Source organism: Pseudomonas cavernae, assembly GCF_003595175.1.
GTDB classification, from domain to species: domain Bacteria; phylum Pseudomonadota; class Gammaproteobacteria; order Pseudomonadales; family Pseudomonadaceae; genus Aquipseudomonas; species Aquipseudomonas cavernae.
On the sequence record NZ_CP032419.1, the window covers coordinates 3,012,907 to 3,039,348 of the forward strand.

27 protein-coding genes are annotated in these 26,442 nt (G+C 66.7%); 8 read left to right on the top strand and 19 right to left on the bottom strand.

Going from position 1 to position 26,442, the window contains the following annotated elements; genetic code table 11:
- Positions 1-9: 9 nt before the first annotated feature.
- Genes D3880_RS13695 through D3880_RS13705 form a run of 3 tightly spaced genes read right to left on the bottom strand, consistent with a single transcriptional unit; the run spans position 10 to position 3,225 of the window.
- Entirely contained in the window at positions 10-618 is a 609-nt protein-coding gene (locus D3880_RS13695; RefSeq protein WP_119893999.1) for an START domain-containing protein, read from the bottom strand.
- Positions 619-666: 48 nt separating this feature from the next.
- Positions 667-921 carry a YkgJ family cysteine cluster protein gene (locus D3880_RS13700; RefSeq protein WP_119894000.1) on the bottom strand — a complete coding sequence of 85 codons (255 nt, stop codon included), beginning with the start codon at positions 919-921 and terminating at the stop codon, positions 667-669.
- Positions 922-966: 45 nt separating this feature from the next.
- Complete coding sequence (locus tag D3880_RS13705) at positions 967-3,225, bottom strand: alpha-glucosidase (RefSeq protein WP_119894001.1); 2,259 nt, start codon at positions 3,223-3,225, stop codon at positions 967-969.
- 165 nt (positions 3,226-3,390) lie between these two features.
- On the opposite strand from D3880_RS13705, the gene D3880_RS13710 reads away from it, so the two are divergent.
- Positions 3,391-3,732 (top strand): DMT family protein, encoded by a 342-nt coding sequence (locus D3880_RS13710; RefSeq protein ID WP_119894002.1) that lies wholly within the window; start codon positions 3,391-3,393, stop codon positions 3,730-3,732.
- A 58-nt stretch (positions 3,733-3,790) separates the two neighbouring features.
- Here D3880_RS13710 and D3880_RS13715 read toward each other — a convergent pair whose 3' ends face one another.
- Complete coding sequence (locus tag D3880_RS13715) at positions 3,791-4,663, bottom strand: NAD(P)-dependent oxidoreductase (protein WP_119894003.1); 873 nt, start codon at positions 4,661-4,663, stop codon at positions 3,791-3,793.
- 239 nt (positions 4,664-4,902) lie between these two features.
- Here D3880_RS13715 and D3880_RS13720 point away from each other — a divergent pair, with 239 nt between their 5' ends.
- The 3 genes from D3880_RS13720 (at position 4,903) to rhtA (ending at position 6,761) form a co-directional block, all read left to right on the top strand.
- Positions 4,903-5,445, top strand: coding sequence for a 3'-5' exonuclease (locus tag D3880_RS13720; protein ID WP_119894004.1), 543 nt, complete (start codon positions 4,903-4,905; stop codon positions 5,443-5,445).
- A 71-nt stretch (positions 5,446-5,516) separates the two neighbouring features.
- Entirely contained in the window at positions 5,517-5,798 is a 282-nt protein-coding gene (gene ppnP, locus D3880_RS13725; protein WP_119894005.1) for a pyrimidine/purine nucleoside phosphorylase, read from the top strand.
- 78 nt (positions 5,799-5,876) lie between these two features.
- Complete coding sequence (gene rhtA / locus D3880_RS13730; RefSeq protein ID WP_119894006.1) at positions 5,877-6,761, top strand: threonine/homoserine exporter RhtA; 885 nt, start codon at positions 5,877-5,879, stop codon at positions 6,759-6,761.
- 198 nt (positions 6,762-6,959) lie between these two features.
- Here rhtA and D3880_RS13735 read toward each other — a convergent pair whose 3' ends face one another.
- From D3880_RS13735 to D3880_RS13750, 4 genes are read right to left on the bottom strand one after another with little or no spacing between them, the layout of a single operon-like run.
- Entirely contained in the window at positions 6,960-8,729 is a 1,770-nt protein-coding gene (locus D3880_RS13735; RefSeq protein WP_119894007.1) for an ABC transporter transmembrane domain-containing protein, read from the bottom strand.
- A 17-nt stretch (positions 8,730-8,746) separates the two neighbouring features.
- Entirely contained in the window at positions 8,747-9,148 is a 402-nt protein-coding gene (locus D3880_RS13740) for a DoxX-like family protein (RefSeq protein ID WP_119894008.1), read from the bottom strand.
- Positions 9,141-9,578 (bottom strand): thiol-disulfide oxidoreductase DCC family protein, encoded by a 438-nt coding sequence (locus tag D3880_RS13745; RefSeq protein WP_119894009.1) that lies wholly within the window; start codon positions 9,576-9,578, stop codon positions 9,141-9,143. Before D3880_RS13745 ends, D3880_RS13740 begins: the two co-directional genes overlap by 8 nt.
- Positions 9,579-9,609: 31 nt before the next feature.
- Positions 9,610-10,746 carry an ATP-NAD kinase family protein gene (locus D3880_RS13750; RefSeq protein WP_119894010.1) on the bottom strand — a complete coding sequence of 379 codons (1,137 nt, stop codon included), beginning with the start codon at positions 10,744-10,746 and terminating at the stop codon, positions 9,610-9,612.
- A 247-nt stretch (positions 10,747-10,993) separates the two neighbouring features.
- On the opposite strand from D3880_RS13750, the gene D3880_RS22780 reads away from it, so the two are divergent.
- On the top strand, positions 10,994-11,170 hold the full coding sequence (locus tag D3880_RS22780; RefSeq protein WP_162935004.1) for a PA1571 family protein: 177 nt from the start codon (positions 10,994-10,996) through the stop codon (positions 11,168-11,170).
- 39 nt (positions 11,171-11,209) lie between these two features.
- On the opposite strand, the gene pdxB is transcribed toward D3880_RS22780, so the two are convergent.
- Complete coding sequence (gene pdxB / locus D3880_RS13755) at positions 11,210-12,340, bottom strand: 4-phosphoerythronate dehydrogenase PdxB (RefSeq protein WP_119894011.1); 1,131 nt, start codon at positions 12,338-12,340, stop codon at positions 11,210-11,212.
- A gap of 268 nt (positions 12,341-12,608) precedes the next feature.
- On the opposite strand from pdxB, the gene D3880_RS13760 reads away from it, so the two are divergent.
- Complete coding sequence (locus tag D3880_RS13760; RefSeq protein ID WP_119895743.1) at positions 12,609-13,940, top strand: MATE family efflux transporter; 1,332 nt, start codon at positions 12,609-12,611, stop codon at positions 13,938-13,940.
- A 168-nt stretch (positions 13,941-14,108) separates the two neighbouring features.
- Here D3880_RS13760 and tusA read toward each other — a convergent pair whose 3' ends face one another.
- From tusA to D3880_RS13790, 6 genes are all read right to left on the bottom strand, one after another.
- The gene (gene tusA / locus D3880_RS13765; protein WP_119894012.1) at positions 14,109-14,363 is read right to left on the bottom strand and encodes a sulfurtransferase TusA; all 255 of its coding nucleotides are present in this window, start codon (positions 14,361-14,363) and stop codon (positions 14,109-14,111) included.
- Between the two features lie 88 nt (positions 14,364-14,451).
- Complete coding sequence (locus D3880_RS13770) at positions 14,452-15,219, bottom strand: CHAD domain-containing protein (RefSeq protein ID WP_119894013.1); 768 nt, start codon at positions 15,217-15,219, stop codon at positions 14,452-14,454.
- A gap of 73 nt (positions 15,220-15,292) precedes the next feature.
- On the bottom strand, positions 15,293-17,281 hold the full coding sequence (locus tag D3880_RS13775; protein ID WP_119894014.1) for a transglutaminase TgpA family protein: 1,989 nt from the start codon (positions 17,279-17,281) through the stop codon (positions 15,293-15,295).
- A complete protein-coding gene (locus tag D3880_RS13780) occupies positions 17,278-18,234 on the bottom strand; it encodes a DUF58 domain-containing protein (protein ID WP_119894015.1) in 957 nt (318 codons plus the stop codon). Before D3880_RS13780 ends, D3880_RS13775 begins: the two co-directional genes overlap by 4 nt.
- On the bottom strand, positions 18,231-19,148 hold the full coding sequence (locus D3880_RS13785) for an AAA family ATPase (protein WP_119894016.1): 918 nt from the start codon (positions 19,146-19,148) through the stop codon (positions 18,231-18,233). Before D3880_RS13785 ends, D3880_RS13780 begins: the two co-directional genes overlap by 4 nt.
- A 314-nt stretch (positions 19,149-19,462) precedes the next feature.
- Positions 19,463-20,068: a flavin reductase family protein gene (locus D3880_RS13790; protein ID WP_119894017.1), complete on the bottom strand. Its 606-nt coding sequence runs from the start codon at positions 20,066-20,068 to the stop codon at positions 19,463-19,465.
- Positions 20,069-20,144: 76 nt separating this feature from the next.
- Between D3880_RS13790 and D3880_RS13795 the strand changes: the two genes are divergently transcribed.
- Positions 20,145-20,459 (top strand): hypothetical protein, encoded by a 315-nt coding sequence (locus tag D3880_RS13795; RefSeq protein WP_119894018.1) that lies wholly within the window; start codon positions 20,145-20,147, stop codon positions 20,457-20,459.
- Between the two features lie 34 nt (positions 20,460-20,493).
- On the opposite strand, the gene D3880_RS13800 is transcribed toward D3880_RS13795, so the two are convergent.
- Complete coding sequence (locus D3880_RS13800) at positions 20,494-20,772, bottom strand: Interleukin family protein (RefSeq protein WP_119894019.1); 279 nt, start codon at positions 20,770-20,772, stop codon at positions 20,494-20,496.
- Between the two features lie 245 nt (positions 20,773-21,017).
- Here D3880_RS13800 and D3880_RS13805 point away from each other — a divergent pair, with 245 nt between their 5' ends.
- Positions 21,018-22,067, top strand: a complete 1,050-nt coding sequence (locus D3880_RS13805) for a patatin-like phospholipase family protein (protein ID WP_119894020.1) — start codon at positions 21,018-21,020, stop codon at positions 22,065-22,067.
- A 52-nt stretch (positions 22,068-22,119) separates the two neighbouring features.
- On the opposite strand, the gene D3880_RS13810 is transcribed toward D3880_RS13805, so the two are convergent.
- From D3880_RS13810 to kdpC, 3 genes are all read right to left on the bottom strand, one after another.
- Complete coding sequence (locus D3880_RS13810) at positions 22,120-22,812, bottom strand: response regulator (RefSeq protein WP_119894021.1); 693 nt, start codon at positions 22,810-22,812, stop codon at positions 22,120-22,122.
- 242 nt (positions 22,813-23,054) lie between these two features.
- The gene (locus D3880_RS13815) at positions 23,055-25,703 is read right to left on the bottom strand and encodes a sensor histidine kinase (RefSeq protein ID WP_119894022.1); all 2,649 of its coding nucleotides are present in this window, start codon (positions 25,701-25,703) and stop codon (positions 23,055-23,057) included.
- Between the two features lie 5 nt (positions 25,704-25,708).
- The gene (gene kdpC, locus D3880_RS13820; protein WP_119894023.1) at positions 25,709-26,287 is read right to left on the bottom strand and encodes a potassium-transporting ATPase subunit KdpC; all 579 of its coding nucleotides are present in this window, start codon (positions 26,285-26,287) and stop codon (positions 25,709-25,711) included.
- Positions 26,288-26,442 lie beyond the last annotated feature (155 nt).

A 26,442-nucleotide genomic window follows, 5' to 3' on the forward strand; every position in this document is an offset into this window, starting at 1 on the left:
AAAAACCACTCAGCGCTTTTCGGCCCGCTTGCGCAGTGCATCGAGGGTATTGAACGGCGCATCGACCACGAAGCTGTTGGCCAACCAAGAGGGAATGCTGCCACCCGGCTCGGTCCGCACTTGATAGGTCACCTCGGTGACACCCTGCCCTTTCGGCACCATCCGCCACTCGCCGACCAGCTTGGGAACGCGAATCTCGTCCTTCACTGCCGGGATGAACGTCGGCTCGGCCTGGAGCTGACGGACAATCGTACCATCGGCGGTTTGCTCGCCCTTCACATGCAGCACCAGGTCACGGCCTGTCACCGGCCAGGGCATGTCGATCTTGGAGTAAGTCCAGGCCTCATTACCCTGCCGCTTGAGCAGCTTCATCTCGGCGCAGGCATGAATCCAACGGCACGAGCCCGGAACATCCTCCTGCAGGGCGTTGAGCGTCTGCACGTCGGCCTTGATCTCGACCACACCGCGATAAGCCTTGTACTTCGAGCCCGACACGCTGCTCAGATACACCTTTATGCCATCCTCGTCCTTGGCCAACTGCCAGTCCTCGGCGTGCGCCGCTGCGCCCAGCAAAACACTCAAACCGCATACCGCGGCCACCTGACGCAACACGTTCATTTTGCCCTCCTAGCCTTATTCACAGGGATGAAACCGAAAATGCGCCGATCACGCAGCTGTCGCCTGCTCTAACCAGCCGAGCAAGCGGATCGCCTCCTCACGACTGTCGCCACAAACCACCGGGTCGGCCTGAAACGCCGCACACACCGCCGGCCGCTCGGGTTTGCCGAACAATGCGCAAAGATTTTCAGCCGATAGATGCAAGCAGCGTTCGCCCGCCGGCTTGCCCCCGGGCATGCCGGGAATCGCTGAACTGATGGAAGGTGCAATGCAGCAGGCGCCACAGCCTGCACGGCACTTCATGACGAGATAACCTCTCAAAACAGACCGCAAAACAAGAATACGATTTTACTCGGGAGCCGTAGGGGCCGTCAGCAGCCCCTGCTCAGCCAAGTCGCGATACAAGGTTTGGCCGACCGCAGAACCCGCCGGATAGAACACCGCCGGCTGGCCAAGCGGTGCCGCGATCTTGATCCGGGCTCCAGTACTGGCGCGGTATTCCCGCTGCGACCAGAGATGCACCCAACGGCCGGCCGGCAACGCCACTTCCACTGTCCGCGCCCCTGGCTCCAGCACTGGCGCCACCAACAGCTGATCGCCAAGAAGGAAACTTCTGGGCGTGGCCATCGCGCTCGCCGGGTCATCGGGATACTGCAACCACAACGGCCGCACCAGCGGCAACCCGCGATTAGCCGCCTGCGCCATCAGCTGCGCTCGATATGGCGCCAGCGCCGCATAGATCCGGGCGAAACGGGCGAACTGCGCTAGGCTGGCCGGCGAACTATAGACCTGCTGGTTTTCCTCTGGACGGTTGCCTTCGTGACTGCGCAGCAGGCTGGTGAAGGCGGAAAACTCGATCCAGCGCAGCAGCAATTCCTCACTGCGGTGGTAGTCCTTCAGCGGACTGCTGATAGTGGTGTAGCCGCCGGTGTCGCTGTGGTTCAGGCTAAAGCCCGACAAGCCGCCGCTGAGCAGACCGATCAGGGCGCTGTGCAGACCATCCTCGATACCCCAGCCCACCAGCTGATCGCCCAGCCACATGCTGGTGGTCAGCCCCGGGCTGCGGCTGTAAGCCGAGCGGGTGAAGAACAGCAGCTCGCCGGCACCACCGACCTCATCGATCAACTCGCGATTGAGCCGGGCCCATTCCTCAGGAAAGCGGTTGTGCAGCAGCGCCGCGCTCTCGCCGCTGGCCAGCCGCGCCTCGAACGGCAGCGCCTCGCCGAAATCGGCCATCCAGCCGGAAAAGCCGCGGGCGAGCATTTCCTCCCTGAGCACCTGCTTGAGCCAAGTGCGCGCCGCCGGATTGGTCAGATCGACCAAGCCGGCGCTGAAGCTGGTATTCGGCAGTGCCAGCGGCTGGCCCTGGACATCGCGGACCAGATAGCCCCGCTCCAGCGCCTCGCGATAGAGATTACGCCGGTCACCGCCCTTCTCCGCCAGATCGACCAGAAATGGATTGACGTACGCCAGGCTGCGCACGCCCTTGGCCTGCAGTTCGGCGTTCAATTCCGGCCACTGCGGGTAATGCTGCTGATCGAGCGTCCAGCTCCACCACAGCTGCTGGCCGAAACTGGTGCTGCGCTGGCCGACCCAATCCTGCAGCCAGACTCCGGCCAGCGGCACCTTGGCTTGCTCCAGGCGGGCGAGGATCTCGCGCACCCGCTGGGTGCCGCCCTGCAAACCGACGATGGCGCCGCGCTGGGTCCAGTCCGGCAACGGCGGCATGCGCCCGACCACCGAGGTGTGCGCCTCGACCAAGGCACTCGGACTGTCGCCGGCATAGATGCGCGCCGCCAACTGCCCTTCGTGCACTTCCAGCTGCACGCGGCGCTCGTCGCGCAGGTCGAAAACCTGATAGGCCGCAGATTCGCTGAAGAAACTGCGCAGCTTGCTGGTCAGGTAATGTGGCACCGGCGCGTAACTGGTCCACCAATCGCCACCAGCCCGCGCGCTGAGGTTGGCGCCGAGCGTGAGGGGCTGCAGACCACGGCCGATGCCCTGCTCCTGCACCAGGATCGGCAAGCGCCGTCCGGCCAGGTCGAAGTGGGTGAACTGCTCGCCAAAGCCGAAGAAATGCTCATCGGCGTCCCGCGCCCAGCTCAGATAGAGGCGGTTCAGCGCCGGATCATCGAGCTTCACCGCCAGCCGTAGACCGCGTGCACCATCGGCCTGCAGGCTCAGGCTGTAGGCGCTGATACGGCCATCGGTGCAACGCAAATGCCCCTTGAGGGTGAGCTGCTGGCCAACCAGTTGGAAGCTTTCCAGGCTCTGCTCACGGCAGAGCAGGCCGCGCTGCTCCTCGACAAACAGCGCCCCGCGAAATTCCTCGACCTCATCATGGCCGAGCCCGGCGGCGAGAAACCCGCCCTCGGCTGCCCATAGGCTTTTGCCTGGCTGACCCACGCCCCGCAGGTCGAAACCTTTGCCAGACCAGGCGAAACGGTAGTCGCCGAGGACAAACTCGCGCGGCAACGCCAAGGCGGGCGGCACCACCAGCGAGCTCCACACCGGGCGCTCGCGCCAGTTCTGCCAGACCTGCCAGCCCGCCACACAGGCAGCCCCCAGCACGGCCAGCGCGACCAGTCCCTTTCCCCAACGCCCCATGCTTTCTCCTTAATCTCGCGAGCTAGAGCCATTTTTAACGCCATATGGCCGACGCGCAGCAGATCGTAAACAGGCTCTTATCTGTTCACAACGCGCCCACTCGTATGCTTGGCGCCCATTGGCAAGCTGCTTAAGCTGCGCGTCTTGCTTTTCTGGAGTTCGTCCATGCCGGTCTGGATACAAACCGCCGTTCTGCTCAGCCTTTCCAACATCTTCATGACCTTCGCCTGGTACGGCCACCTGAAGACCATGAACAGCAAGCCCTGGGTCATCGCCGCGCTGGTCAGCTGGGGCATTGCCCTGTTCGAGTACCTGATCATGGTGCCGGCCAACCGCATCGGCTATTCCGAGCTATCGGTCGGCCAGCTGAAAATCATGCAGGAAGTCATCACCCTCGCCGTGTTCGTGCCCTTCAGCGTGCTGTTCATGCAGCAGCCGCTGCGGCTCGACTACTTGTGGGCGGGCCTGTGCCTGCTCGGCGCGGTGTATTTTATCTTCCGCGCCTGAACCGGCCAGGGACCAGGCGCGTCGGTCGTTGCGACCGAGCGCGCCAGACTCGGCGTGATCATTTAGCCGTATTAAGCCGGGCAATCAGGCTCGAGGTATCCCAACGGCCGCCGCCCATGGCCTGCACGTCGGCATAGAACTGGTCGACCAGCGCCGTCACCGGCAATTGCGCGCCATTGCGCCGCGCTTCTTCGAGGATGATGGCGAAGTCCTTGCGCATCCAGTCGACGGCGAAACCGAAGTCGAACTTACCTTCCAGCATGCTCTGATGGCGGTGGTCCAGCTGCCAGGACTGCGCCGCCCCCTGACTGATCACCGCCATCGCCGTCTGCGCATCCAACCCCGCCGCCTGAGCGAAGTGCAGGGCCTCGGCCAAGGCCTGGAGCAGGCCGCCGACGCAAATCTGGTTGACCATCTTGGTCAGTTGGCCGCTGCCCGCCGGGCCCATCAGGGTGACCTGCTTGGCGTAGCTCTCGATCACCGGCACGGCGCGGTCGAAGAACACCTGCTCACCGCCGACCATCACAGTCAACATGCCGTTCTCGGCCCCGGCCTGACCGCCGGACACCGGCGCGTCGAGAAAACCCACCTCGCGCTCGGCCGCCAGTAGCGCCAGCAGCCGGGCGAGGTCGGCCGAGGCGGTGGTGTGATCGACCAGCACACTGCCGGGCGCCATGCCGGCCAACACGCCCTGCTCGCCGAACACCACGCTGCGCAAGTCGTCATCGTTGCCCACGCAGGTCATCACGAACTCGGCCCCCTGCGCCGCCTCGCGCGGAGTGGCGGCCGCCTCGCCGCCAAACTCATCGCCCCACAGCTCCACCTTGACCGGCGAGCGGTTGTACACGCACACCTCATGCCCTTCGCAGGCCAGATGACCGGCCATGTGGAAGCCCATGGTGCCGAGCCCGATAAATGCCACCTTAGCCATCGCCGTACTCCTTCTCTTCGCTTTGCCGACAGCCTAGCATGCGGTTTGCCGAGTCCAACAAGCGCTTCCATACTGGCCACAGAACCTGTTTCGGATCTCGCGAGCTAGAGCGAGACAAGGCAAAAACAGCCGAGGAAGCGCAGTTTACGAGTTGTAAATGAGCATTCCGAGGCTGTTTTTAACGCCGTATCGCCGACGCGCAGCAGATCCGAGACAGGTTCTCAGCGCCGGGAGGGCCTATGGGACATTGGTTAGTGATCGACCTGGAAGCCACCACCGAAGAGGGTGGCTGGCCGGTGACCGAGATGGAAATCATCGAGATCGGCGCCAGCCTGGTCAGTGCCGAGGGCCGCGAACTGGATCATTTCCAGCGTTTCGTGCGGCCGCTGCGGCGCCCCTGCCTGACCAGCTTCTGCCGCGAGCTCACCCATATCAGCCAGGCCAACGTCGATGCCGCGGCGCCGCTCGCCAGCATCTGGCCGCTGTTCGAGCGCTGGCTGGCCGCACACCTGCCGCGCTTGGCCGGCTGGGCCAGTTGGGGCGAATACGACCGCCGACAACTGGAACAGGAGTGGCAGCGCCATGGTCTGTCCAGCGTGCTGGCGCAGCTGCCGCATCTCAACCTCAAGCAGCGCTTCGCCGAAGTGCGCCAACTCGCCCGCCCGGTGGGTCTGCACAGCGCCCTGCAGTTGGCCGGTTTCAGTTTCCACGGCCAGCAGCACCGCGCCCTCGAAGACGCGCGCAATACCGCCCGGCTGCTGCCGCTGATCCTGCCGGCATAAAGCGGATGACGGGCTGAAACGCCTTGGGCATACTGACCGGCCTTTTTTCAGCCCCTCCCGAGGATTTCCGCATGTTCAAGGTTAACGAGTACTTCGACGGCACCGTCAAATCCATCGCCTTCGACATGGCCGCCGGCCCGGCCACCGTCGGCGTCATGGCTGCTGGCGAATACGAATTCGGCACCAGCCAGCTGGAAGTGATGCACGTGATCGCCGGCGCTCTGACCGTCAAACTGCCAGGCAGCGACAACTGGGCGACCTTCGAAGCGGGCAGCAACTTCACCGTACCGGCCAACAGCAAATTCCAGCTGAAAGTCGCGGTCGATACCGCTTACCTTTGCGAATACCGCTGAGTCGACCAGGCCTAAAAAAACCGGCCTGATGGCCGGTTTTTTTATTGCCGCCGTTTGCCACCCACCCCGGACTACCTCATGTCGCGTTCACCCAACTCCTCCTCCGTCCTGCTGCCGATCGGCCTGCTGCTGGTGGCCATGGCCTCGATCCAGGGTGGGGCTGCCCTGGCCAAGGGCCTGTTCCCGCTGATCGGCGCCGAAGGCACCACGGCGCTGCGACTGGGGCTGGCGGCGATCATCCTGACCCTGATCATGCACCCCTGGCGCGCGCGCCTGAGCGCGAGTTCCGCCCGCTCGCTGCTCGGCTACGGCGCCGCGCTCGGCGGCATGAACCTGATGTTCTATATGTCGCTGCGCAGCGTGCCGCTAGGCATCGCCGTGGCTTTGGAGTTCACCGGCCCGCTGACGCTGGCGCTGCTGTCGTCGCGACGCCTGCTGGACTTCATCTGGATCGCCCTGGCCGTGCTCGGCCTGTGGCTGCTGCTACCGAACGAACAGGCGCATGCGCCGATCGATCCGCTGGGCATGGCCTATGCCCTCGGTGCTGGGGTGTGTTGGGCGCTATACATCGTCTTCGGCCAGAAGGCCGGCGCCGAGCATGGCGGCCAGACCGTGGCGCTGGGCACCATAGTCGCCGCCCTGCTGGTGTTCCCGATCGGCCTGGCGCATGCCGGCAGCGCACTGTTTTCCTGGTCGCTACTGCCGGTCGCGCTGGGGGTCGCGGTGCTTTCTTCGGCTCTGCCCTACAGCCTGGAAATGGGTGCCCTGACCCGCCTGCCGGCGCGCACCTTCAGCACCCTGATGAGCATCGAGCCGGCCATCGCCGCGCTCTCCGGGCTGCTGTTCCTGCACGAACGGCTGAGCCTCCCGCAGTGGCTGGCGATCGGCGCCATCATCCTCGCCTCCACCGGCGCCGCGGCGACGGCCCGGGGCAAGGTGCCGCAGCCGCGGCCCGAGCCTTAGAACCTGTTTATGATCTGCTGCGCGTCGGCCGTACTGCGTTAAAAACCGGGCTCAGATGCTCATTGACAGCTGTAAACTCCGCTCTTCGCCCGCTTTTTGCCTTGTACGGCTCTAGCTCGCGAGATCGTAAACAGGTTCTTAAAACGCCATAGGGCGGATCACAGACCTCTGGTGGAAAACGCTACGCGGTTTTCCACCCTAGGCCTCGACGGCACCGAATTGCAGTTCGGCCAGGCGCCGATACAGCGCATTGCCGGCCACCAGTTGCGCATGGGTGCCGATCGCCACTAACCGGCCGTGGTCGATCACGGCGATGCGGTCGGCATTTTGCACGGTGGCCAGCCGGTGGGCGATCACCAAGGTGGTGCGCCCGGCCATCAGCAGCGGCAACGCCTGCTGGATCAGGTGTTCGCTTTCCGCATCCAGGGCGCTGGTGGCTTCGTCCAGCAGCAGGATCGGTGCGTCGACCAAGAGCGCCCGGGCAATCGCCAGACGCTGGCGTTGTCCGCCGGACAACCCCTGCCCGCTGTCACCGAGGTGGGTGCGATAGCCCTGCGGCATCTGCATGATGAACTCGTGGGCATGCGCCGCCCGCGCCGCGGCCTCGACTTCGGCCTGGGAAGCACTGGCCTTGCCATAGCGGATATTGTCCTCGACGCTGCCGAAGAACAGCGCCGGGTTCTGTGACACCAGAGCGAAGCAGCGGCGCAGGTCGCGCGGATCGAGGCGGGTCAGCGGCAGACCGTCGACCAGGATGCGCCCCGCCTGCGGATCGAAGAAGCGCAGCAGCAGGTCGAACAGCGTCGACTTGCCCGCTCCGGAAGGGCCGACCAGCGCCAGGGTCTCGCCGGGCTCGACGCTCAGGCTGAGGCCGTCGATGGCATAGCGCTCGGGCCGGGTCGGATAGGCGAAACGCAGGTGCTCCAGGACGATGCGGCCACTGACCTGCGCCGGCAGGCGCAGCACATCACCAAGCGGCGCGGTGATTTCATTGCGCGCCTGCAGCAGTTCGGCGATCCGCTCGGCCGCGCCGGCCGCGCGTTGCAATTCGCCGATCACCTCGCTGAGGGTGCCGAAGGCCATGCCGACGATCAGGCTGTAGAACACGAAGGCGGCCAGCTCGCCACCGGAAATCCGCCCACCGATCACATCCATGCCGCCGACCCAGAGCATCACCGCCACCGCGCCGAGCACCAGCACGATCACCACGGTGATCAGCCAGGCGCGCTGGGCGATGCGCCGGCGCGCGGTGTCGAACGCCAGTTCGACCGTGGCGGCGAAGCGCGTCTTGTCCTGTGCCTGGTGGTTGTAGGCCTGCACCGTCTTGATCTGGCCGAGCACTTCGCCGACGTAGCTGCCGACGTCCGCCACCCGGTCCTGGCTCTGCCGCGACAGGCTGCGCACACGGCGGCCGAAAATCAGGATCGGCGCGATCACCAGCGGCAGCGCGGCGATGACGATCGCCGACAGCTTGGGATTGGTGACGAACAACAGCACCACCCCGCCAACCAGCATCACCGCGTTGCGCAGCGCCATCGACAGCGACGAGCCGATCACCGACTGCAGCAGCGTGGTGTCGGCGGTCAGTCGCGACTGGATCTCGCTGCTGCGGTTGCTCTCGTAGAAGCCCGGATGCAGCTCGACCAGGTGATTGAACACGCGCATGCGGATGTCGGCGACGAAGCGCTCACCGAGCCACGACACCAGGTAGAAGCGCGTGAAGGTGCCCAGCGCCAACGCCAGCACCAGCAGCATGAACAGGCCGATCGACTGATTGAGCATGGCCGGCGACTGGGTGGCCAGGCCCTTGTCCACCAGCAACCTGATGCCCTGGCCCATGGACAGGGTGATGGCGGCGGTGAACAGCAGCGCCAACAGCGCGCCGGTCACCTGCCAGCGGTACGGCGCGATAAAGCGCCGGGTCATGTGCAGGGCGTTGCGCTGGCGATTGGAAAGGAAGAAGGGCATGGACGCTCCGCAACGACTTAGTGAGGGACAGTCTGCCCGGCGCGTGGTGCCTCCACCAGCCAGCCGATCAGACAGAGACTCAGACCCAACAGGTTGGTGCTGAGCGGATTGAAGGCCTGTATCAGCAACTCCGGAGCAAACCAGGCCACATCCAGCAACAGGCCAACGAGCAAGCCGGCAGTCAGCAGCAATGGCCAACGCTGCCAACGCACGACGCACAGCACGCCGGCCCAGCCCAGCTCAAGCACGCCGGCCAGTTGCGCGACCCGCTCCACCTCGGTCCAGCCATGGGCGGTGATCATCCGCACCTCGTCCGCACTGAGCCAGAGCAGCTTGGGCACCAGGCCGTGGCAGAGGAACAGTAGCGCGAGCGACAGGCGTACCAGCAGGGCAATCCGTCCAGCCTCCGGTTCACTCATGCAGGAAGCGCCCGGCATGATCGGCAGAGGGAATCAGGCAGGTAGCGTAGCGGCCGAACAAACGGTAACGGTTCAGGGCAATACGGTCGTAGCACCAATCCCTGAGCGGACGCGGGCACAGACGCAAGATCGTCAGAGCACGCCAGGGCCAAGGCAGCTGGGTGAGAATGCTCAGCACCGCATTGGAGCGCACGAACAGGCGGCCGTCCTCGACGTAGGCCATGGTGTCGAAACGGTCGGTGGGCAATCCAACCCACGCAAGGATTGCCTGACCTTCGGCCGACTGCACCGAGGCCAATTTGAAACGCTGCGCCCGGTCATGGCGGATGAGGAACTTCGCCCAGCCACTGCACAGACGGCAGACGCCGTCGAACAGCACCACCCGGTCGCCAGGGCGCAGACAGGCAGGCAGGTTTTCCAGGTTGGCCATCAAAATTCCCCGTCAGCCCATTCGGCTCGCTTCACACATCCCTACCCGCGACATCCCAACCAACGGGATACAGCAGCTCCTCCTTATACCCCGCCCATACCCGCACCGCATCGGGGAAGGCCGCATCCAGCGCCGGGTCGCCGCTGTCCACCAGCAGCGGGCGGCCTTCGAGGGTGCGCAGTTTGCGCTTAGTGGCGATCACCCGTAAGTGCTCGAGGCCGATGGCGCGCAGCACCCGCGGGCTGATCTGCTGGTTGCCACGGCCGAGGATGTGGCCCTGGCCGCCGATGGCGGTGACCAGCAGCCGGCTCGGATGACCGTCGACCAGGGCGAACAGCTGCGCCTCGGTGACGTCCGCTGCGATCAGCCGGCCGTTCTCGATCACGTCGACACCGAGCAGAGTGGTCTCCAGGCCCAGGCTACGGGCCAGACCATGCAGGGTCGAGCCGGGGCCAAGCACATAGCGCACGTCCGCCTCCCAGCTGTCCTCCAGCCAGGCGGCCAGCTCGCCGAGCACCAGCTCCTCGGACTCCATGCCCGCCTGCTTGACCTGCTGAACGAAGCCGCCCTCCTCCGGCACGGTCAGCTCACCGTACCAACGCGCGGCCACCTTACCCTCGCGCAGCGCGGCCTCGTCGAGATCGCGCACCTCACCACTGGCCAGACGCACCAGGCCGCCTTCGACCAGCCGGCGGGTCAGCTCGCCGGCCGCGCGCGGGCTGATGGCGTAGACCCCGGAGTGGATCTTCACCCCAGCCGGAATCCCCAGCACCGGCTGGCCTTCGCGCGCCGCCGCGCAGACATCGCGCGCGGTGCCGTCGCCACCGGCGAACAGGATCAGCGCCACGCCGGCGTCCTGCAGCAGGCCGATGGCGCGCTGGGTGTCCGCGGCGCTGGTCGTCGCGCCCGGCGCAGCACCGAGCAGGCGGTGGGCAAAGCCCATCTCGCCGAGCAAGTCGCCGCCCATCGCGCCGGGCAAGGTGAGGAACTCGATGCGCTCGGCCAATGGCCGCAGACACTCCAAGGCAATCCGCGTGCGCTGCGCGGCGCGCGGTTCGGCGCCGCGCGCCAGCGCCTCGGCAGCCACCCCGTCGCTGCCCTTGAGCGCCGCCGGGCCACCGAGCCCGGCCAATGGGTTAATGATCAGGCCCAGATGAAATCGCGTCATGCCTACCTCGTTGAACACGCCCCGCCCTGGGAGCCCATAATCCATAAGACCAAACAACCAGTCGCTGGCACAGAGCCTGCTTCGCTCTACTTCCGGCTGACCACAACCCGGGATGATGACGGATCTGCGCCATCATCGCTGCCCTCGATCGATGCGAGCCGCACCAATCCTGGGCAAATTCCACTGTCACCGCGCGTTCATCTATGCTTTCTAGACTGCACGCGTTACCGGAGAGAGGAGACTGGCCATGAGCAGAAACAGCAGCACATCCCAGCAACGCGTGATCCCACTCAAGCAGCAGAAGCCGATCGGCGGTGCGGTCATCGATGCCGAGGGGCGCGAAATCCCGATCACCGAGAAGATGATCCAGAAGGCCTGTCGCGAACTGGACAAGGCCTGGGTTTCGGCACCTAAGCACGACTGATGTTGCTCAGCCCTCTCCTGCCGGGAGAGGGCAAACCCCTCATACCAGTACCGCCCCCAGTGCCCGCACCAGTTGCGCCAGTTCCGGTGCCTCGCCGTTCAGGCGCACGCGCAGGCCATCGATTTCCCGGCGCAGCGGATAGTGCTTGCGCAAGGCGTCGAAAGCCGTGCGGCGCGCCGCCACGTCGCCTGTCAGGCTGCGGCGGAAGTCGGCATCGTCGCGGCGCGGGTCGTATACCGCGCGGCACAGCGTAGCCAGCGCCCAGGCCGGCGGCGTGCCGGCAGCCAGGTTCAGCTCGGGAAGCCAGGGCGCCGGCATCAGCTCGTCCAGCTGCACGCTCGCCGGCAAGCCGTTGACCGCACAGAACGCCTGGTAGATCTGCGCCGTGCCGCGCAACTTGCCGTCCAGGCTGTAGCCGGCGATATGCGGGGTCGCCAACCGGCACAACCGCGCCAGCTCGACGTCCACCTGCGGCTCGCCTTCCCAGACATCCAGCACCGCATCGAGATCCGCACGCCGCTCGAGCAGCTCGCGCAGCGCGGCGTTGTCCACCACCGCGCCGCGGCTGGCGTTGATCAGCCAGGTGCCGGGCTTGAGCCGGGCCAGGCGCTCGCCGTCGAGCAGATGGCGGGTGCCGGCATCCAGCGGCGTGTGCAGGCTGATCGCATCGCACTCGGCGAGGATGGTTTCGAGGCTGACGAAGTCGCCGCCCTCGGCGGCCTGGCGCGGCGGATCGCAGACCAGCACGCGCCAGCCGAGGCCACGCAACACCTCGACCAGCCGCCCGCCGACCTGGCCGGCGCCGACCACGCCGTAGCAGCGCCGGGACAGCTCGGCGCCATGCACCTCGGCCAGGGTCAGCAGGCTGCCGAGCACGTAGTCCACCACGCCGCGGGCGTTGCAGCCGGGCGCGCTGGCCCAGGCGATGCCGGCCTGCTGGAAGTAATCGAGGTCGAGATGGTCGGTGCCGATGGTGCAGGTGCCGACGAAGCGCACCGCGCTGCCCTGCAGCAGGGCGCGGTCGACCTGGGTCACCGAGCGCACCAGCAGCACCTCGGTGTCGGCCAGGGCGGTACGGTCGATGCCACGCCCCGGCAGACGGCGGATGTCGCCGAAGCCAGCGAAGAAGGCCTCGACCAGCGGGATATTTTCGTCGGCAAGAATTTGCATCGCAGGCTCCTAAACTCGGGCGGCCATTTTAGGGCAGTCGCGCCGGCCACGTCGCCCACTGCCGGCACACGGACTTTCCTGTCTCCTGCGTCAAGAAGTAGACTAGCCGCTCTTCTGCAAGTCCTGCCTGCCGCGCTTGCCGCGCGCATCTCAAGGCAGCACGAGTGCCCGGAACGCACTGCCGACATAGTGCCGCTCGAACCTGGATCAAACCGTGCCTGTCTCCGAACATCGCTTTATCCGTACCTTGCGCGAGCTGCGCACGCTGATGGCGCTCGCCACCCCGATCATGATCGCCCAGCTGGCGCACTCGGCCATGGGCTTCGTCGATGCCGTCATGGCCGGCCGCGTCAGCCCGCGCGACCTCGCCGCCGTGGCCCTGGGCAACTCGATCTGGGTGCCGGTGTTTCTGTTGATGACCGGCATCCTGCTGGCCACCACCGCCAAAGTCGCGCAACGCGTCGGCGCCGGCAACGTGGAGGAGATCGGCCCGCTGGTGCGCCAGGCCCTGTGGCTGGCGCTGGCGGTCGGCCTCGGCGCGGCGGCGCTGTTGGTGTTCGGCGCCGAGCCGGTGTTGCGGCTGATGGGCATCGATCCGGGGCTGGTCACCCCGAGCATGGGTTACCTGTACGGTATCGCCATGGGCTTTCCGGCAGTGGCGCTGTATCACGTGCTGCGCTGTTTCAGCGACGGCCTGGGCCGTACCCGGCCGAGCATGCTGATCGGCATTGGCGGCCTGCTGCTGAACATTCCCCTCAACTATGTGCTGATCTACGGCCACCTGGGCTTTCCGGCCCTAGGCGGAGTCGGCTGCGGCTGGGCCAGCGGCACGGTGATGTGGTTCATGTTCATCGGCATGCTTGGCTGGGTGCGCTGGGCGCCGGTGTATCAGCCATGCCGGCTGTTCAGCCACTTCGAGTGGCCGCAGTGGCAGCCGATCCAGCGCCTGCTCAGCATCGGCCTGCCGATCGGCATCGCGGTGTTCGCCGAGTCGAGCATCTTCGCGGTGATCGCCCTGCTGGTCGGCGGCCTCGGCGCCAATGTGGTCGCCGGCCACCAGATCGCGCTGAACTTCAGCTCGCTGGTGTTCATGATCCCCTACTCGCTGGGCATGGCCGTGACCGTGCGCATCGGCCAGAGCCTGGGCGCCGGCGAGCCGCGCACGGCGCGCTTCGCCGCCGGCGTGGGGATGGGCGCGGCGCTGGCCTACGCCTGTCTGTCGGCCAGCCTGATGCTGTGGCTGCGGCACGGCATCGCCGGCATCTACACGGCGGACCCGCAGGTGATCGCGGTGGCGGCGACGCTGATCGTGTATGCGGCGCTGTTCCAGTTCTCCGACGCCATCCAGGTCACCGCCGCCGGCGCGCTACGCGGCTATCAGGACACCCGCATCACCATGCTGCTGACCCTGTTCGCCTACTGGGGCATCGGCCTGCCGGTGGGTTATGCGCTCGGCCTGAGCGACTGGTTCGGCGCCCCGAGCGGGCCGAGCGGGCTATGGCAGGGGTTGGTGGTCGGCCTGACCTGCGCGGCGCTGATGCTCGCCATCCGTCTGGCGCGCAGCGCGAAGCGGCGTATCCGCTTGCAGCAGAGCGCCTGAAAGCGTCGGGCGCAGCGGACTCAACCGGACTTCTTGCGAATCCGATACAGCGCGTAGGTTGGGTTGAGGAGCGCAGCGACGAAGCCCAACGGGCGGCGGCACTCCCAACGCCGAAGCCAGGCCCTACCGCGCCGTTGGGCTTCGCTGCTCTCAGCGCCAACCTAGGGATCAGGCGTCGGCTTTCTTGCGAATCCAGTACAGGTAAGTGCCCGCCTGTTCCTGCTGCTCGATCAACTCGTGGCCGAGAAACATGCAGAACTTGGGGATGTCGCGACGGGTCGAGGGGTCGGTGGCGATCACCTTGAGCAGGCCGCCAGCCGCCAGGTCGCGCACCTTGTTGTGCAGCAGCATTACCGGCTCGGGGCAGTTGAGGCCGGTGGCATCGAGCACGGCGTCGGCGGTCAGGCTATCGGATGAGGACATGGGCAGGCTCCGGAAACAGGCGGCCATTGTCGCGCAAACTTGACCTCGAGGTCACCTTTGCCGGATGGGTTGCCGGGCCAGGCTTCCCTCAACTCTTGGTAAAGCGCTCCAGCAAGGGCTCCAAGGCTTGGTCGGCCTTGCCCTCGGCCGCCTGCAAGGCCTGTTGCCAGAGTGGCGCCAGAGCAGCCAGCTCGGCCTCGCGCTCGACACGGGCCAGCCATTGCATCAGGTCATGCCAGTCGCCCAGGGCCGACTGGGCGGCCTTCAGCGCCGCATAATCCGCGCCCGCAACCCCGGTCAGTTGCGGATAAGCGTCGCTGCCATAGCGCATGCGTTTGATCAGCAGGCGCAGACGGTGACGGTCGTGGGCCGGGTCGCGTAGCGCCTCAGCCAGTTGCCGCTGCTGGCGAGCCAGGGTTTTGCCCACGCGTTTGCGCGCGCCTTGCAGCAACTGCTCACGCTGGGCCTGCCGAAACAACTGCGGCCAGGCATCCAGCACCTGAAACAAACGGCGCAGCTCGGCACTGGCCAGCAAGGCGGCATAGCCATGCTCAAGCCCGGCCTGACGACTGGTCAGCAGGTCATGACGCCCCTGTCGCTGCAACTCGCCGAGCAGCACCTCGTCATCGCGCAGCGGCCCGCTCAATTTCCCGACCGCCTTGGCGGCGTTCTCCAAGGGCTCGACCGCCGGCACCTTGCGCAAGGGTCGTAGCAGACTGCGCAGTCTGCGCAAGGCGATGCGCAGGTCATGCAAAGCTTCGCTGTCGGTGCGCGCCGCCAGCCGCTCGCGGCAGGCATGCAGGGTGATGTCCAGGGTCAGCACCTGGGCGATCAGGTCATCGACGAATGCGGACATGCGGCCATCCTGGTTCAAGGTCTATGCAGCTTAGCCAAGCGGGCGCTCGCTTGTCACAGTGCGTGACTGCCGCTCAAGCGCGGGTCAGGCGCCACGGCAAGGCGCGGCGCAAGTGGCGCAGGTGGCGGCGCAGTTCGGCGCTCGGCAGGCTGCGGCCGGCATAGCGCTGCGCCTCGAACGCCTGGCCGAAGGCGCGGATCGCCACAGCCTGCGCCGGCAACAGCCGGCAGGCGCGCTCGGCGAAGTCGCGTGGGCCTTCACCGGCCGCACGTTGCAGGCCGTGGCGGGCGAGTAGCAGTTCGAACTGGCGATACAGGCGCTGCTGTACATCACGCTCGCGGCGCCACGGCTGGAACAGCCAGAGCGCCAGCAAACCGAGCATGGCACCGCCGCCGCCGACCATGACCAGCACCAGGTCGCGGCTGTCGACCCGGCCGAACCAGCCTTGCAGCAGCTGCAACTGTTGCTCGCCCTGATAGCCGAGCACCCAGCGTTGCCAGTCGTAATTGAGGTTATCCCAGCCCAGACGCAAGCGGTTCAGCCAGCCGATATTGCGGTAGCGCAGCGGCGACAGCGGCGAGCCCTCGAGAAAGCTCTGCTCGCCGGCGAGCGCCTGCTCCAGGCCTTGTTCGATACGCTCCGGCGCCACCTGGAAGGTCGGATCGACGCTGACCCAGCCCTGCCCGGCCAGCCAGTATTCGACCCAGGCGTGGGCATCGAACTGGCGCACCTGCAGATAGTTGCCGCTCTCGCTCAGCTCGCCGCCCTGGTAGCCGGCCACCACCCGCGCGGGAATGCCGGCGGCGCGCAGGACGAACACCATGGCCCCGGCGTAGTGGGCGCAGAAGCCGCTGCGGGTGTCGAACAGGAAACCGTCGATGCTGTCGACGCCCACTGGCGGCGGGCGCAGGGTGTAGCGAAACGGCTGGTCGTGGAACTGGCCGAGCAGTGCCTGCACCAGTGCCTGCGGTTGTGGATAGCGCTGGCGCAGCTGCTCGGCCCAGGCGCGGCTGCGTGGGTCGCCGTCGGCCGGCAACTGCAAGGCCCGGCGCAGGGTGGCCGGGCTGGCCTGCGGCTCGCGCAGCGCCTGCGGCCAGGAGCTCACCCGGTATTGCAGGGCGCGCTGCACCGGCTGGTTGCGCTGCAGACGGAAATCGCCCATCAGCCGAGTGTGCGGCAGATCGGTCTCGCCCACGTCGAGGGCGAACAGCCAGCGCTGGGCACTCGGCTGCATGATCACGCTGTAGCCGTAGGCCGGGCCGCGCCTGGCCCAGGCCGGGGCCGGAGCGAACTCGGCGCCGCTTGATTGCGACCAGCGTCGACCGTCGAAACGGTCGAGGGTCAAGGCCCGCCAATACAGCGCCGCGCGCGGCGGCAGCGGGCCGTCGAAACTGACGCGGAAGGCCAGTTCGGCGGACTGGCTGAGCTCGGCGATGTCCGCCGGCGCCATGCTCTCGGCCAGGCCGGTGACGCCCTGGTCCTTCGGCAGCGGCAGCGACCACAGCGGGCCCAGGCGCGGAAAGAACAGGAACAGCAGCAGCATCAGCGGCAACGCCTGCAGCAGCAGACCGGCGGCCAGGCGCAGGGTCGGCCAGGGGCGGCTGGCGAAGGCGCTCTGCTGCAGGCCGATCAATGCGGCGAGCAAGGCGATCACCGGCAGCAGGCTGAACAGCGCGGCGACTATGCCATCGTCGAACAGGTAGGAGGTCACCACGGCGAAGAAGCCGAGCAGGATCAGCACCAGCGCGTCGCGGCGCGTGCGCATCTCCACCAGTTTGAGGATGAAGGCGGCGATCAGCAGCACCACGCCGGCATCGAGGCCGATCAGGCTGCCGCGCGAGAGGAACACGCCGACGCCGGCGCCGAGCATCATCGCCACCTTGGCCCAGGCATTCGGGTAGCGCGCGCGCATGCGGAAGATCTGCACGCGCCAGGCGGCGCAGCCCAGCCACAGCGCGATGATCCACATCGGCAGATGGCCGAGGTGGGGAATGATCACCAGCGCCTGGGCGACCAGCAGCCAGGTCAGGCTGACCCGTGGGATCGGCTGCGCCGTGCTCACGCTTGCGTCCCGTGCAGCGCCAGGGCGCGCAGGCAGGCTTCGCGATGGCTGTCGCCGACTGCCGGGGCCAGGTTCACGCCGGGCAAACTGAGGGCGAACGGCTGCTGGCGCTCGGACAGTTGCAGCACCCAGTGGCACAACAGCGACAGGCGCTGCTCGACATCACCCTCGAGAGCGGCGAAGTCCAGCCACAGATCACGCCCGCTCAAGGCGGCGAAATCCTTGACCAGCAGGCCCTGGCCACGCGAGTAAGCCTTCCAGTGCAGACGCCGCTTGGAGTCGCCGGGCTGGTAGCTTTTCAGGCCCTGGAAGTCATCGGCGCCCTGCCCCAGTGTGCGCACGCCTTCGTCCTCGGGATCGTCAGCAGCACCGGCAGCCAGCGGCAACTCGCCCGCCAACGGCCGTGGATAGACCAGCAGCGCCTGATCCAGATCGACCCAGCTCCAGCTCACCAGAAGGCCCAGCGGAAAGCGGCTCTCCACCCGCAAGCGCCCGGGCCGCAGCCAGCCCCGCCGCAGCGCCGGCTGGCTCAGCTCGCACTCGCTGACGCTGCTCTGCGCCACGTCCAAGGCCTGCAACGGCGTCGGCGGCCAGCCGATGGCGACGGCCTGGTGGGCGCGTCCCGAGCTTTCCAGGCGCACGCGAAAGCGCGCCTGCTCGCCGACGAACACCGCCGCGCCGCCACCGGCGCTGAGGGTCAGGCCGGCCAGGTTGCGGTAGGTGTGCAGGATGGCGACGATGAATACCGCGCCGAGCAGGAAGGTCAGGCCGAAGGCCAGGTTGTTCTGGTAGTTGATCGCCGCCAGCAGCATCAGCAGCAGTGCCAAACCGAAGGCCGCGCCGACCCGGGTGGGGATGATGAAGATGCGTTTCTGCGTCAAACGCACGCTGGCCGAGCGCGGAATGCGCCGCGCCACCCAGCGCTGCCAGCGCGCCTGAATGGCGGCGATCAAAGCGCCGGCACCTCGCGCAGCAGCCACTGCACCAGCGCGCCGCCGCCATGCCCGGCCGGGTCCGCGCGCTCGCGCAGACGGTGGCCGACCACCGAAGGCAGCACCGCCTGCACATCTTCGGGAATCACATAATCGCGCTCGGCGAGAAAGGCCCAGGCCCGCGCCGCCGCCAGCAGCGCCAGGCTGGCGCGCGGCGACAGGCCCCAGGCGAACTGCGGCTGGCTGCGGGTGGCTTCCACCAGGCGCAGTACGTAATCCACCAGCGCATCGCTGGCGCGCACGCTCGGCACTTGCGCCTGCAGGGTGGCCAGTTCCTCGTGGCTGAGGATTGCTTCCAGCCTTGGCAGCAACTCGCGCCGTGCCTCGCCGAGCAGCAGCGCCTTCTCCGCCGCCTTGGCCGGGTAGCCGAGGGACAGGCGCATGAGGAAGCGATCGAGCTGCGACTCCGGCAGGGCGAAGGTGCCGCCCTGGCTCACCGGGTTCTGCGTGGCGATGACGAAGAACGACTCCGGCAGCGGCCGGGTCGCCCCTTCGATGGTCACCTGCCCCTCCTCCATGGCTTCAAGCAGCGCGCTCTGGCTCTTCGGCGTGGCGCGGTTGATCTCGTCGGCCAGCACCAGCTCGGCGAAGATCGGCCCGGGGTGGAAGACGAACTGGCCGCTGTCCTTGTCGAACACCGAAGTGCCGAGGATGTCGCCGGGCAGCAGGTCGGAGGTGAACTGGATGCGCTGGAAACTCAGGCCCAGCACCCGGGCCAGGGCGTGGCTGAGGGTAGTCTTGCCCATCCCCGGCAGGTCTTCGATCAGCAAATGGCCGCGCGCCAGCAGACAGGTCATGGCCAAACGCACCTGCGCCTCCTTGCCGAGCAGCACCTGATTGACCGCGTGCAGACAGGCATCCAGTTTCGTGTGCATGCATCACTCCTTGTTGATCTGAAACCCGATGCTACTGGCCCGCCGGCACGCGGCAAAGCGCCGGCAACCTTTGCTGACGAAAGCGGGACACGGTGCGCAAGACTTGTAAGAGCCTGTTTACGATCTCGCGAGCTAGAGTCAAACAAGGCGAAAACGGCTGAGGAAGCGGAGTTTACGAGTTGTAAATGAGCATTCCGAAGCCGTTTTCAACGCAGTTTGACCGACGCGCAGCAGATCGTAGACAGGCTCTAAGGTGGATGGCGCTTCATCCAGCCACCCTCGGTTCGGTGGAAAACGCTTCGCGGTTTTCCACCCTACGGACGCGTCATCGAAAAGCGATCGCGCGTGGTGCAGTAATTGCTGCCGCCCAGGCGGCCGACCAGATCGAGCTGCTGCGGGTCGATGCGGCCGTTGCCATCCAGCACTCGCTCATCGACATGCGCCAGCAGCACGCGGGCGAAGATCAGGTGGCAGTTGGGCGTCTCGCGCGGATAGGGTTGCACCTCCGCCACCACGCACTCGAAGGCCAGCGGCGCGCCGGCCACCCGCGGCACCTGCACGCGCTCGGCCGGCAGGCTGGCGATACCGCAGTGCGCGAACTCGCTGACGCCATGCGCCAGCAGCGCCGCCGAGGCGTTCATCGCCTCGGCCTGGGCGGCGGACACCAGCTGGATCACCAGCTCGCCGGTGTCTTGCACATTGCGCAGGGTGTCCTTGAGGCTGCCGTCGTCGCGCACGCCGACATTGACCATCAGGGTCGGTGGCTCGTCGCTGATGACCTGGAAGAAGCTGAACGGCGCCAGGTTGGCGATGCCCGTCTGCGAGCGGGTGGAGACCCAGGCGATGGGCCGTGGAGTCACGCTGGCGGCCAGCCAGCGGTAGGCCTCCAGCGGAGAAAGAGTGGTGAAATCGAGCTGCATCGGAACCTCTGTGCAGACGGGTGGGTAATCAACGCGCCGGGCTACACTAGCACCACTGTCCCTCAGGAGTGATTGCATGAAGCGTTTCCCCCTACTTGTCGCCGTCCTCGCCACCCTCGGCGGCTGTATGACCAACGAGCAGTTCATCGCCCAGAACCAGGAAGCAGCGATCAAGGCCACCACGGCGCGGGCTGCCTTCGAGCTCAACTGCCAGAGCGTGACGCCGAGCGTGCTCACCAGCAAGGTGGTTGAAACCCGCTTCGGCTGGGAACGTACCGAATACACCATCGGTGTGCGTGGCTGCGGCAAGCAGGCGGTGTACCTCACCTACTGCCTCAATCCGGACAACTGCAACGCCATCAGCGACAGCGCCCGGATACAGGGCCAGTGAACGATGCACCCCTCTCTTCGAGGGGCGCTTCTCATCAGCGCCCGGCGCGTGATTCACGAATGTAGAAGCGCGCCTTCTCGGATTTCTCCGTGCAGCCTTGGTAGCCCTCGAATTGCTGCTGGGTCTTGGCCGCGGTGAGCAACGACAACGCCTTGGAATAGCTGACGGTGCCGGCGAAACCTTCGGCCTTGGCCAGGTCCAGTTCCTTCCAGGCGCTATCCAGCTGATTGGCGCAACTGTCGCGGTACGCCGTTTTGCCGGCGCAGCCAACCAGCAGCAGAGCCATCACGGACAGGCAGATCAAGGCTTTCATCGATATTGCTCCTTGCAAGGGGAAATCATGGAAGTGGGAGTTTAGAGGACATCAGCGCCCGTCATGAGCACGCCCGGCACCGCCAGTAGGACGACAGATCGGCCGGAAAGTGCCCTCCGCGCCGAACGCATCGCCCATCTCAGGAGCACGCACGACGATTGGCAGGCAATTTTACCCGAGCCCGCCTTGGCGCATTGAGACAGCGCGCGTATGTTCGAACTATAGGCATTTCGGGGGGATTGACGATGAGCAAGCGAGTGGCTCTGGTTCTGGGATCGGGGGGTGCGCGCGGCTATGCGCATATCGGCGTGATCGCCGAACTGGAAGCCCGCGGCTATGACATCGCCTGTATCGCCGGCTGTTCGATGGGCTCGGTGATCGGCGGCATCTATGCCGCCGGCAAGCTGAACGAGTACCGCGCCTGGATCGAGAGCCTGGATTATCTCGACGTGTTGCGCCTGGTCGATGTCAGCTTCCGCCTCGGTGCCATCCGTGGCGAGAAGGTGTTCGGCCGCATCCGCGAGATTGTCGGCGAAATCAATATCGAAGACCTCAACATCCCCTACACCGCCGTCGCCACCGACCTCACCAACCAGCAGGAAATCTGGTTCCAGGAAGGTTGCCTGCATCAGGCCATGCGCGCCTCGGCGGCGATTCCCAGCCTGTTCACCCCTGTGGTGCAAGGCAACCGCATGCTGGTCGACGGCGGCATCCTCAACCCGCTGCCGATCGTGCCGGTGGTGTCCAGCCACTGCGACCTGATCATCGCCGTCAACCTCAACGCCACCAACCATCGGCAGTACCAATTGCCGACGATCGAACGACCGCCGGCCCTCAAGGGACGCTTCGATCAGCTGATGAACTCGTTGACCACGCGGCTGCCATCGTTCCTCGGCAAAAGCAACGGCAGTGAACAGGCGTTGGCGTTGCTGGTGCGTGAGCGCGAGATAAACCCGGCGCAACCCAATCCCTGGATTGACGAACCGGCCTCACCCCAGTCGCAACAACCGGTCGCCGCGCCGGAAAGCGAAGGGGCGCCGAAGTCCGCCGCGGGCTCGGTGGTGGTCAACACCATCGGCCCGGCCTCGCTGCTGGAGCTGATCAACCAGAGCTTCGAAGTGATGCAAACCTCGTTGGCGCAGTACAAGATCGCCGGCTATCCGCCCGATATCCTGATCAACGTACCGAAGCGCGCCTGCCGCTTCTTCGAGTTCTACAAGGCACCGGAACTGATCGAACTGGGTCGACAGATCGCCAGCGATACCCTGGACAAGTACGAGCAGGACGAGCGCTGAGCCATGCCCAGGCTGCCGACACGCAGCTCACCCGCAACCGCCAGACCGTTCTTCAGCATTCGCGCAGTCGATAACCGACCCCCGCCTCGGTGACGATAAAGCGCGGTGCGGCCGGGTCGTCAGCCAGCTTCTGCCGCAGATGGCCGACCACCACTCGCAGGTAGTGGCTGTCCTCGGCATGGGTCGGGCCCCAGATGTCCTTGAGCAACTGCTGCTGGGTCACCACCCGCCCCAGATGCCGCGCCAGTTGCGCCAGCACGGCGTATTCCTTGCGGGTCAGACTGACCTCGACACCATCCAGGCTCACCCGCCGATAGGCGAAATCGAGGCTCAGCGGACCGCTGCTGACCTGCGCCGGCGCCTGTTCGCCATTGCCGGCCTGGCGCAGCAACACGCGCACGCGGGCGAGGAACTCCTGGATGCTGAACGGCTTGGTCACGTAGTCGTTGGCGCCGCCGTCCAGGGCCAGGACCTTCTCGCCTTCGCTGGCGCGCACCGAGAGCACCAGTACCGGCACCGTCGACCATTCGCGCAGCTCGGCGAGCACGGCCTTGCCGTCCAGGTCCGGCAGGCCGAGGTCGAGCACCACCAGATCCGGCTTGGCCAGCGCCGCCTGCGCCAGCCCTTCCGTGCCATTGCCGGCCTCCAGCACCCTGTATTGCTGGGCGCTCAGGCTGATGCGCAGAAACTTGCGGATCTGCGGCTCGTCGTCGATGACCAGGATGGTCGGTTGGTTGCTCGTCATTTCTCTCGTTCGCTTAAGCGATTCCGATGGTTGCCACGCGTCTGGCAACCCTACTGCATGTGACATGGACGCGAAGCGTCCTGGGCTGCATTGAACGATCAAAGACTACGAGCTGCATGAACTGTAGGAGCGAATTCATTCGCGAAAGCAGGCCGACGGCCTGCCCTGCCGCTATCACTGGGCTGCTGCGCAGCCTCATCGCGAATGAATTCGCTCCTACAAGAATGTATGCCTTCAACCGATCACTCCTCTTCCAGTTGCGGCTGCGGGTGCAGCGGCAGGTGCAGGGTCAGGGTGGTGCCCTTGCCGTCCAGGCCGTCGCCGACCGTGACCCGGCCGCCGTGGGCGCCGACCATACCCTGGCAGATCGCCAGGCCCAGGCCGGTGCCCTGCCCGCCGCGGTCACCGCGCGCGGCGGTGTAGAACATGTCGAAGATCTTCGTCCGCTCGGCTTCGGGAATCCCCGGGCCCTGGTCGCTGACGGCGAAGCGCAGCTCGGCAGCGTCGGCCTCGACCGTCACCCGCAGGGTAGCCTGGGGCGGTGAGAAGCGTGCGGCATTCTCCAGCACGTTGATCAGCGCCTGCTCGATCAGCGCGGCATGCACGTAGAGCAGCGGCAACTCGTCCGGCACCCGGGTCTGCACCTGCAGCGGCGCCAGCACCGGGCGCAGGCGTTGCAGGGCGCTGGCGACTATGTCGACCGGCGCCACCCAGTCGCGCGCCAGCTTCAGCTCGCCATGGCCGAGACGGGTCATGTCCAGCAGGTTCTGGATGTAGCGGTCCAGGCGCTCGGCCTCGTCGCGGGTACCCTCCAGCAACTCGCGGCGGTCGGCCAGCGGGATCGCCTCGCCGAGCGCCAGCAGGCTGTCGATCGAGCCGCGCATGGCGGTCAGCGGCGTGCGCAGGTCGTGCGACACCGAGGCCAGCAAGGCGCTGCGCAGCTGTTCAGTCTCGCCGTGCAGGCGCGCGGCCTCCAGGTCCTCGGCCAGTTGCGCGCGGGCCAGCGCCTGGGCCAGCGGCTGGGCCAGCGCGGCCAGCAGACGCCGACGTTCGGCCGGCAACGGACGTTCGTCGCGCGGGCTGACGCCAAGCAGCGCCAGCGACCCTTCCTCACCAGACAGCGGCCACCACCACCAGCGCCCACCCGGCAAGGTGCCGGTGCCCAGCCCAGCCGGCTGGTCATGCTGCCAGGACCAGTCGGCGGCGGCGCGTTCCTGCTCGGCGAGCAGCCGCTGCACCCCGGCCTCGACCTTCCACAGGCCGTCCGCGCTGCGCGCCAGCAGGCACACCTCGACATCGCCCCACAGAGCGAACTGCTGCGCCGCCGCAGCCAGCACCGCCTGACGGTCGGTGGCGGCGGTGAGCTTGCGCGACAATTCGAGCAAGGCGGTGGTCTCGGCCTGGCTCTGGCGCAAGGCCTCCAGCTGGCGGTGCTGGCGCGCGGCCAGGTTGCCGGTGAGGCCGGCCATCAGCAGGAAGAACAACAGGGTCAGCACGTCTTCCTGGCGCTGGATGATCAGGGAAAAAATCGGTGGGATGAACAGGAAGTCGTAGGCCAGGAACGACAGCACCGCGCATACCAGCGCCGGGCCCAGGCTGCTGCGCACCGCCACCAGGAGCACGGCGGCGAGGAACACCAGGGAGATGTTCGGCAGCTCCAGCACGCGCGACACGCCCCAGGCCAGAGCGGTCGCGCCGAGAGCGGCGAGCGCGGCGAGCAGATAGTCCTGCAGCACCAGCGGCTGGCGGACTCCACGCGCCGCCGGCGTGCGGTCGGGGTCGGTGTCCAGCACGCTGATTTCCAGGCCCTCGCCAAAACGCAGCAGGCGTTCCGCCAGGCCGCGACCGAGCCAGCGGCGGCGCAGACGCTGGCGGCTACGGCCGACCAGCAGGACGCTGGCGCGGCGCTCGCCGGCATGTTCAATCAGGGTGCGCGCCACTTCCTCGGCGCGCAGGGTGACCACCTCGCCGCCGAGCCGCTCGGCCAGCTGCTGCGCCGCCTGCAGGCGCGCGCGGGCCTGGTCGTCGCGCGGCCCACCGGTGTCCACATGCACCAGCGACCAGGGCAAGTGCCGGCGCTCGGCGACCCGGCTGGCATGGCGCACCAGACGCTCGGCCTGGGCGTCGCCGTCCACCCCCACCAGCAGGCGCCCACGCACCGCCGGCGCCTCCTGACCGAGTTGGCGATAACGGCGGTTGAGATCGGCATCCACCCGCGCGGCGGCGGTCTGCATGGCCAGCTCGCGCAGCGCGGTGAGGTTGGTCTGCGAAAAGAACGCGTCGATGGCCGCGCGCGCCTGCTCGGGCACGTAGACCTTGCCGTCGCGCAGGCGCTCGAGCAGCTCGCGCGGCGGCAGGTCGATCAGGAGGATCTCGTCGGCCTCCTGCAGCACCCAGTCGGGTAGCGTTTCGCGCACCTGCACGCCGGTGATGTCGCGCACCTGGTCATTGAGTGCTTCGAGGTGCTGGACGTTGACCGTGGTGTAAACGTCGATGCGCGCGTCCAGCAACTCCTCCACATCCTGCCAGCGTTTGGCGTGGCGGCTGCCCGGCGCATTGGTGTGGGCCAATTCGTCGACCAGCACCAGTTTCGGTGGTTTGGCGAGGATGCCGTCGAGATCCATCTCGGTCATCTGCACGCCGCGGTATTCCAACTGGCGCAACGGCTGCTGCGGCAAGCCGGCGAGCAACGCCTCGGTTTCCGCGCGGCCGTGGGTTTCCACCACCCCGGCGCGCAGGTCGACGCCCTGGCGCAACTGCGCCTGCGCCGCCTGCAGCATGGCGAAGGTCTTGCCGACCCCCGGCGCCGCGCCGAGGAAGACTTTCAGCTGGCCACGCCCGGCCTTGGGCATATCGGCCAGCAGGGCATCGGCGCGGACGGCGTCACTCATGCAGTTCACTCATGCACTTTATGGATGGAGGCAATAGCGGGATTGTCGGCGAGGGCCAGGTTGAGCGCCAGCACATTGACCACCGCCGGGCCCACCAGCGGCGTCTCTGTGTTCTGCTGCACCAGGCGCTGCAGGCTGTCCGTGGTCATGCCGCGGGCGGCGGCGATGCGCGGAACCTGGTAGTCGGCCGCGGCCGGCGACAAGTGCGGATCGAGTCCGCTGCCGGAGGTAGTGACCAGCTCCATCGGCACCTTGCCCTGGCCTGCTTCGGCCAGGCGCTCGGCGTCCTTGCCGATGCGCTCGGCCAGCGCCGGGTTACTCGGCGCCAGGTTGCTGGCGCCGCTGGCCACGGTGGCGAAATTCGCCGCCGACGGCCGTGGCTGGAACCACTCCTCACCCTCGAAGTTCTGCGCCAGCAGCGCGCTGCCGCGCACCGTGCCCTGGCTGTCACGCACCAGGCTGCCGTTGGCCTGCGCGGGGAACGCCAGTTGGGCGACAGCGGTGACGGCGAGCGGATAGGCCACACCGGTAATCAGGGTCATCAGCGCCAGTAGGCTGATGGCTGGGCGAAGTTGCTTGAGCATGTTCGTTCTCCAAATTTTCAGGTTTGCACCGAATCAGTCCCCTCTCCCACTTGTGGGAGAGGGTTAGGGAGAGGGGCTTTTGCGTTGCCGATTGCCCTCTCCCCCGGTCCCTCTCCTGCTCTTCATAACAAAGCGTGGGAGAGGGGAGAAAAAAG

Excerpts from the sequence above, each read along its gene's own strand:
- D3880_RS13750 (WP_119894010.1), bottom strand. The coding sequence starts at position 10,746 with ATGACGCGATTTCATCTGGGCCTGATCATTAACCCATTGGCCGGGCTC.
- tusA (WP_119894012.1), bottom strand. The coding sequence starts at position 14,363 with ATGTCCTCATCCGATAGCCTGACCGCCGACGCCGTGCTCGATGCCACC.
- rhtA (WP_119894006.1), top strand. The coding sequence starts at position 5,877 with ATGTCGCGTTCACCCAACTCCTCCTCCGTCCTGCTGCCGATCGGCCTG.
- ppnP (WP_119894005.1), top strand. The coding sequence starts at position 5,517 with ATGTTCAAGGTTAACGAGTACTTCGACGGCACCGTCAAATCCATCGCC.
- D3880_RS13710 (WP_119894002.1), top strand. The coding sequence starts at position 3,391 with ATGCCGGTCTGGATACAAACCGCCGTTCTGCTCAGCCTTTCCAACATC.
- D3880_RS13720 (WP_119894004.1), top strand. The coding sequence starts at position 4,903 with ATGGGACATTGGTTAGTGATCGACCTGGAAGCCACCACCGAAGAGGGT.
- D3880_RS13735 (WP_119894007.1), bottom strand. The coding sequence starts at position 8,729 with ATGCCCTTCTTCCTTTCCAATCGCCAGCGCAACGCCCTGCACATGACC.
- D3880_RS13795 (WP_119894018.1), top strand. The coding sequence starts at position 20,145 with ATGAAGCGTTTCCCCCTACTTGTCGCCGTCCTCGCCACCCTCGGCGGC.
- D3880_RS13760 (WP_119895743.1), top strand. The coding sequence starts at position 12,609 with ATGGCGCTCGCCACCCCGATCATGATCGCCCAGCTGGCGCACTCGGCC.
- D3880_RS13745 (WP_119894009.1), bottom strand. The coding sequence starts at position 9,578 with ATGGCCAACCTGGAAAACCTGCCTGCCTGTCTGCGCCCTGGCGACCGG.
- pdxB (WP_119894011.1), bottom strand. The coding sequence starts at position 12,340 with ATGCAAATTCTTGCCGACGAAAATATCCCGCTGGTCGAGGCCTTCTTC.
- D3880_RS13695 (WP_119893999.1), bottom strand. The coding sequence starts at position 618 with ATGAACGTGTTGCGTCAGGTGGCCGCGGTATGCGGTTTGAGTGTTTTG.
- D3880_RS13785 (WP_119894016.1), bottom strand. The coding sequence starts at position 19,148 with ATGCACACGAAACTGGATGCCTGTCTGCACGCGGTCAATCAGGTGCTG.
- D3880_RS13815 (WP_119894022.1), bottom strand. The coding sequence starts at position 25,703 with ATGAGTGACGCCGTCCGCGCCGATGCCCTGCTGGCCGATATGCCCAAG.
- D3880_RS13790 (WP_119894017.1), bottom strand. The coding sequence starts at position 20,068 with ATGCAGCTCGATTTCACCACTCTTTCTCCGCTGGAGGCCTACCGCTGG.
- D3880_RS13705 (WP_119894001.1), bottom strand. The coding sequence starts at position 3,225 with ATGGGGCGTTGGGGAAAGGGACTGGTCGCGCTGGCCGTGCTGGGGGCT.
- D3880_RS13805 (WP_119894020.1), top strand. The coding sequence starts at position 21,018 with ATGAGCAAGCGAGTGGCTCTGGTTCTGGGATCGGGGGGTGCGCGCGGC.
- D3880_RS13740 (WP_119894008.1), bottom strand. The coding sequence starts at position 9,148 with ATGAGTGAACCGGAGGCTGGACGGATTGCCCTGCTGGTACGCCTGTCG.
- D3880_RS13810 (WP_119894021.1), bottom strand. The coding sequence starts at position 22,812 with ATGACGAGCAACCAACCGACCATCCTGGTCATCGACGACGAGCCGCAG.
- D3880_RS13715 (WP_119894003.1), bottom strand. The coding sequence starts at position 4,663 with ATGGCTAAGGTGGCATTTATCGGGCTCGGCACCATGGGCTTCCACATG.
- D3880_RS22780 (WP_162935004.1), top strand. The coding sequence starts at position 10,994 with ATGAGCAGAAACAGCAGCACATCCCAGCAACGCGTGATCCCACTCAAG.
- kdpC (WP_119894023.1), bottom strand. The coding sequence starts at position 26,287 with ATGCTCAAGCAACTTCGCCCAGCCATCAGCCTACTGGCGCTGATGACC.
- D3880_RS13700 (WP_119894000.1), bottom strand. The coding sequence starts at position 921 with ATGAAGTGCCGTGCAGGCTGTGGCGCCTGCTGCATTGCACCTTCCATC.
- D3880_RS13770 (WP_119894013.1), bottom strand. The coding sequence starts at position 15,219 with ATGTCCGCATTCGTCGATGACCTGATCGCCCAGGTGCTGACCCTGGAC.
- D3880_RS13800 (WP_119894019.1), bottom strand. The coding sequence starts at position 20,772 with ATGAAAGCCTTGATCTGCCTGTCCGTGATGGCTCTGCTGCTGGTTGGC.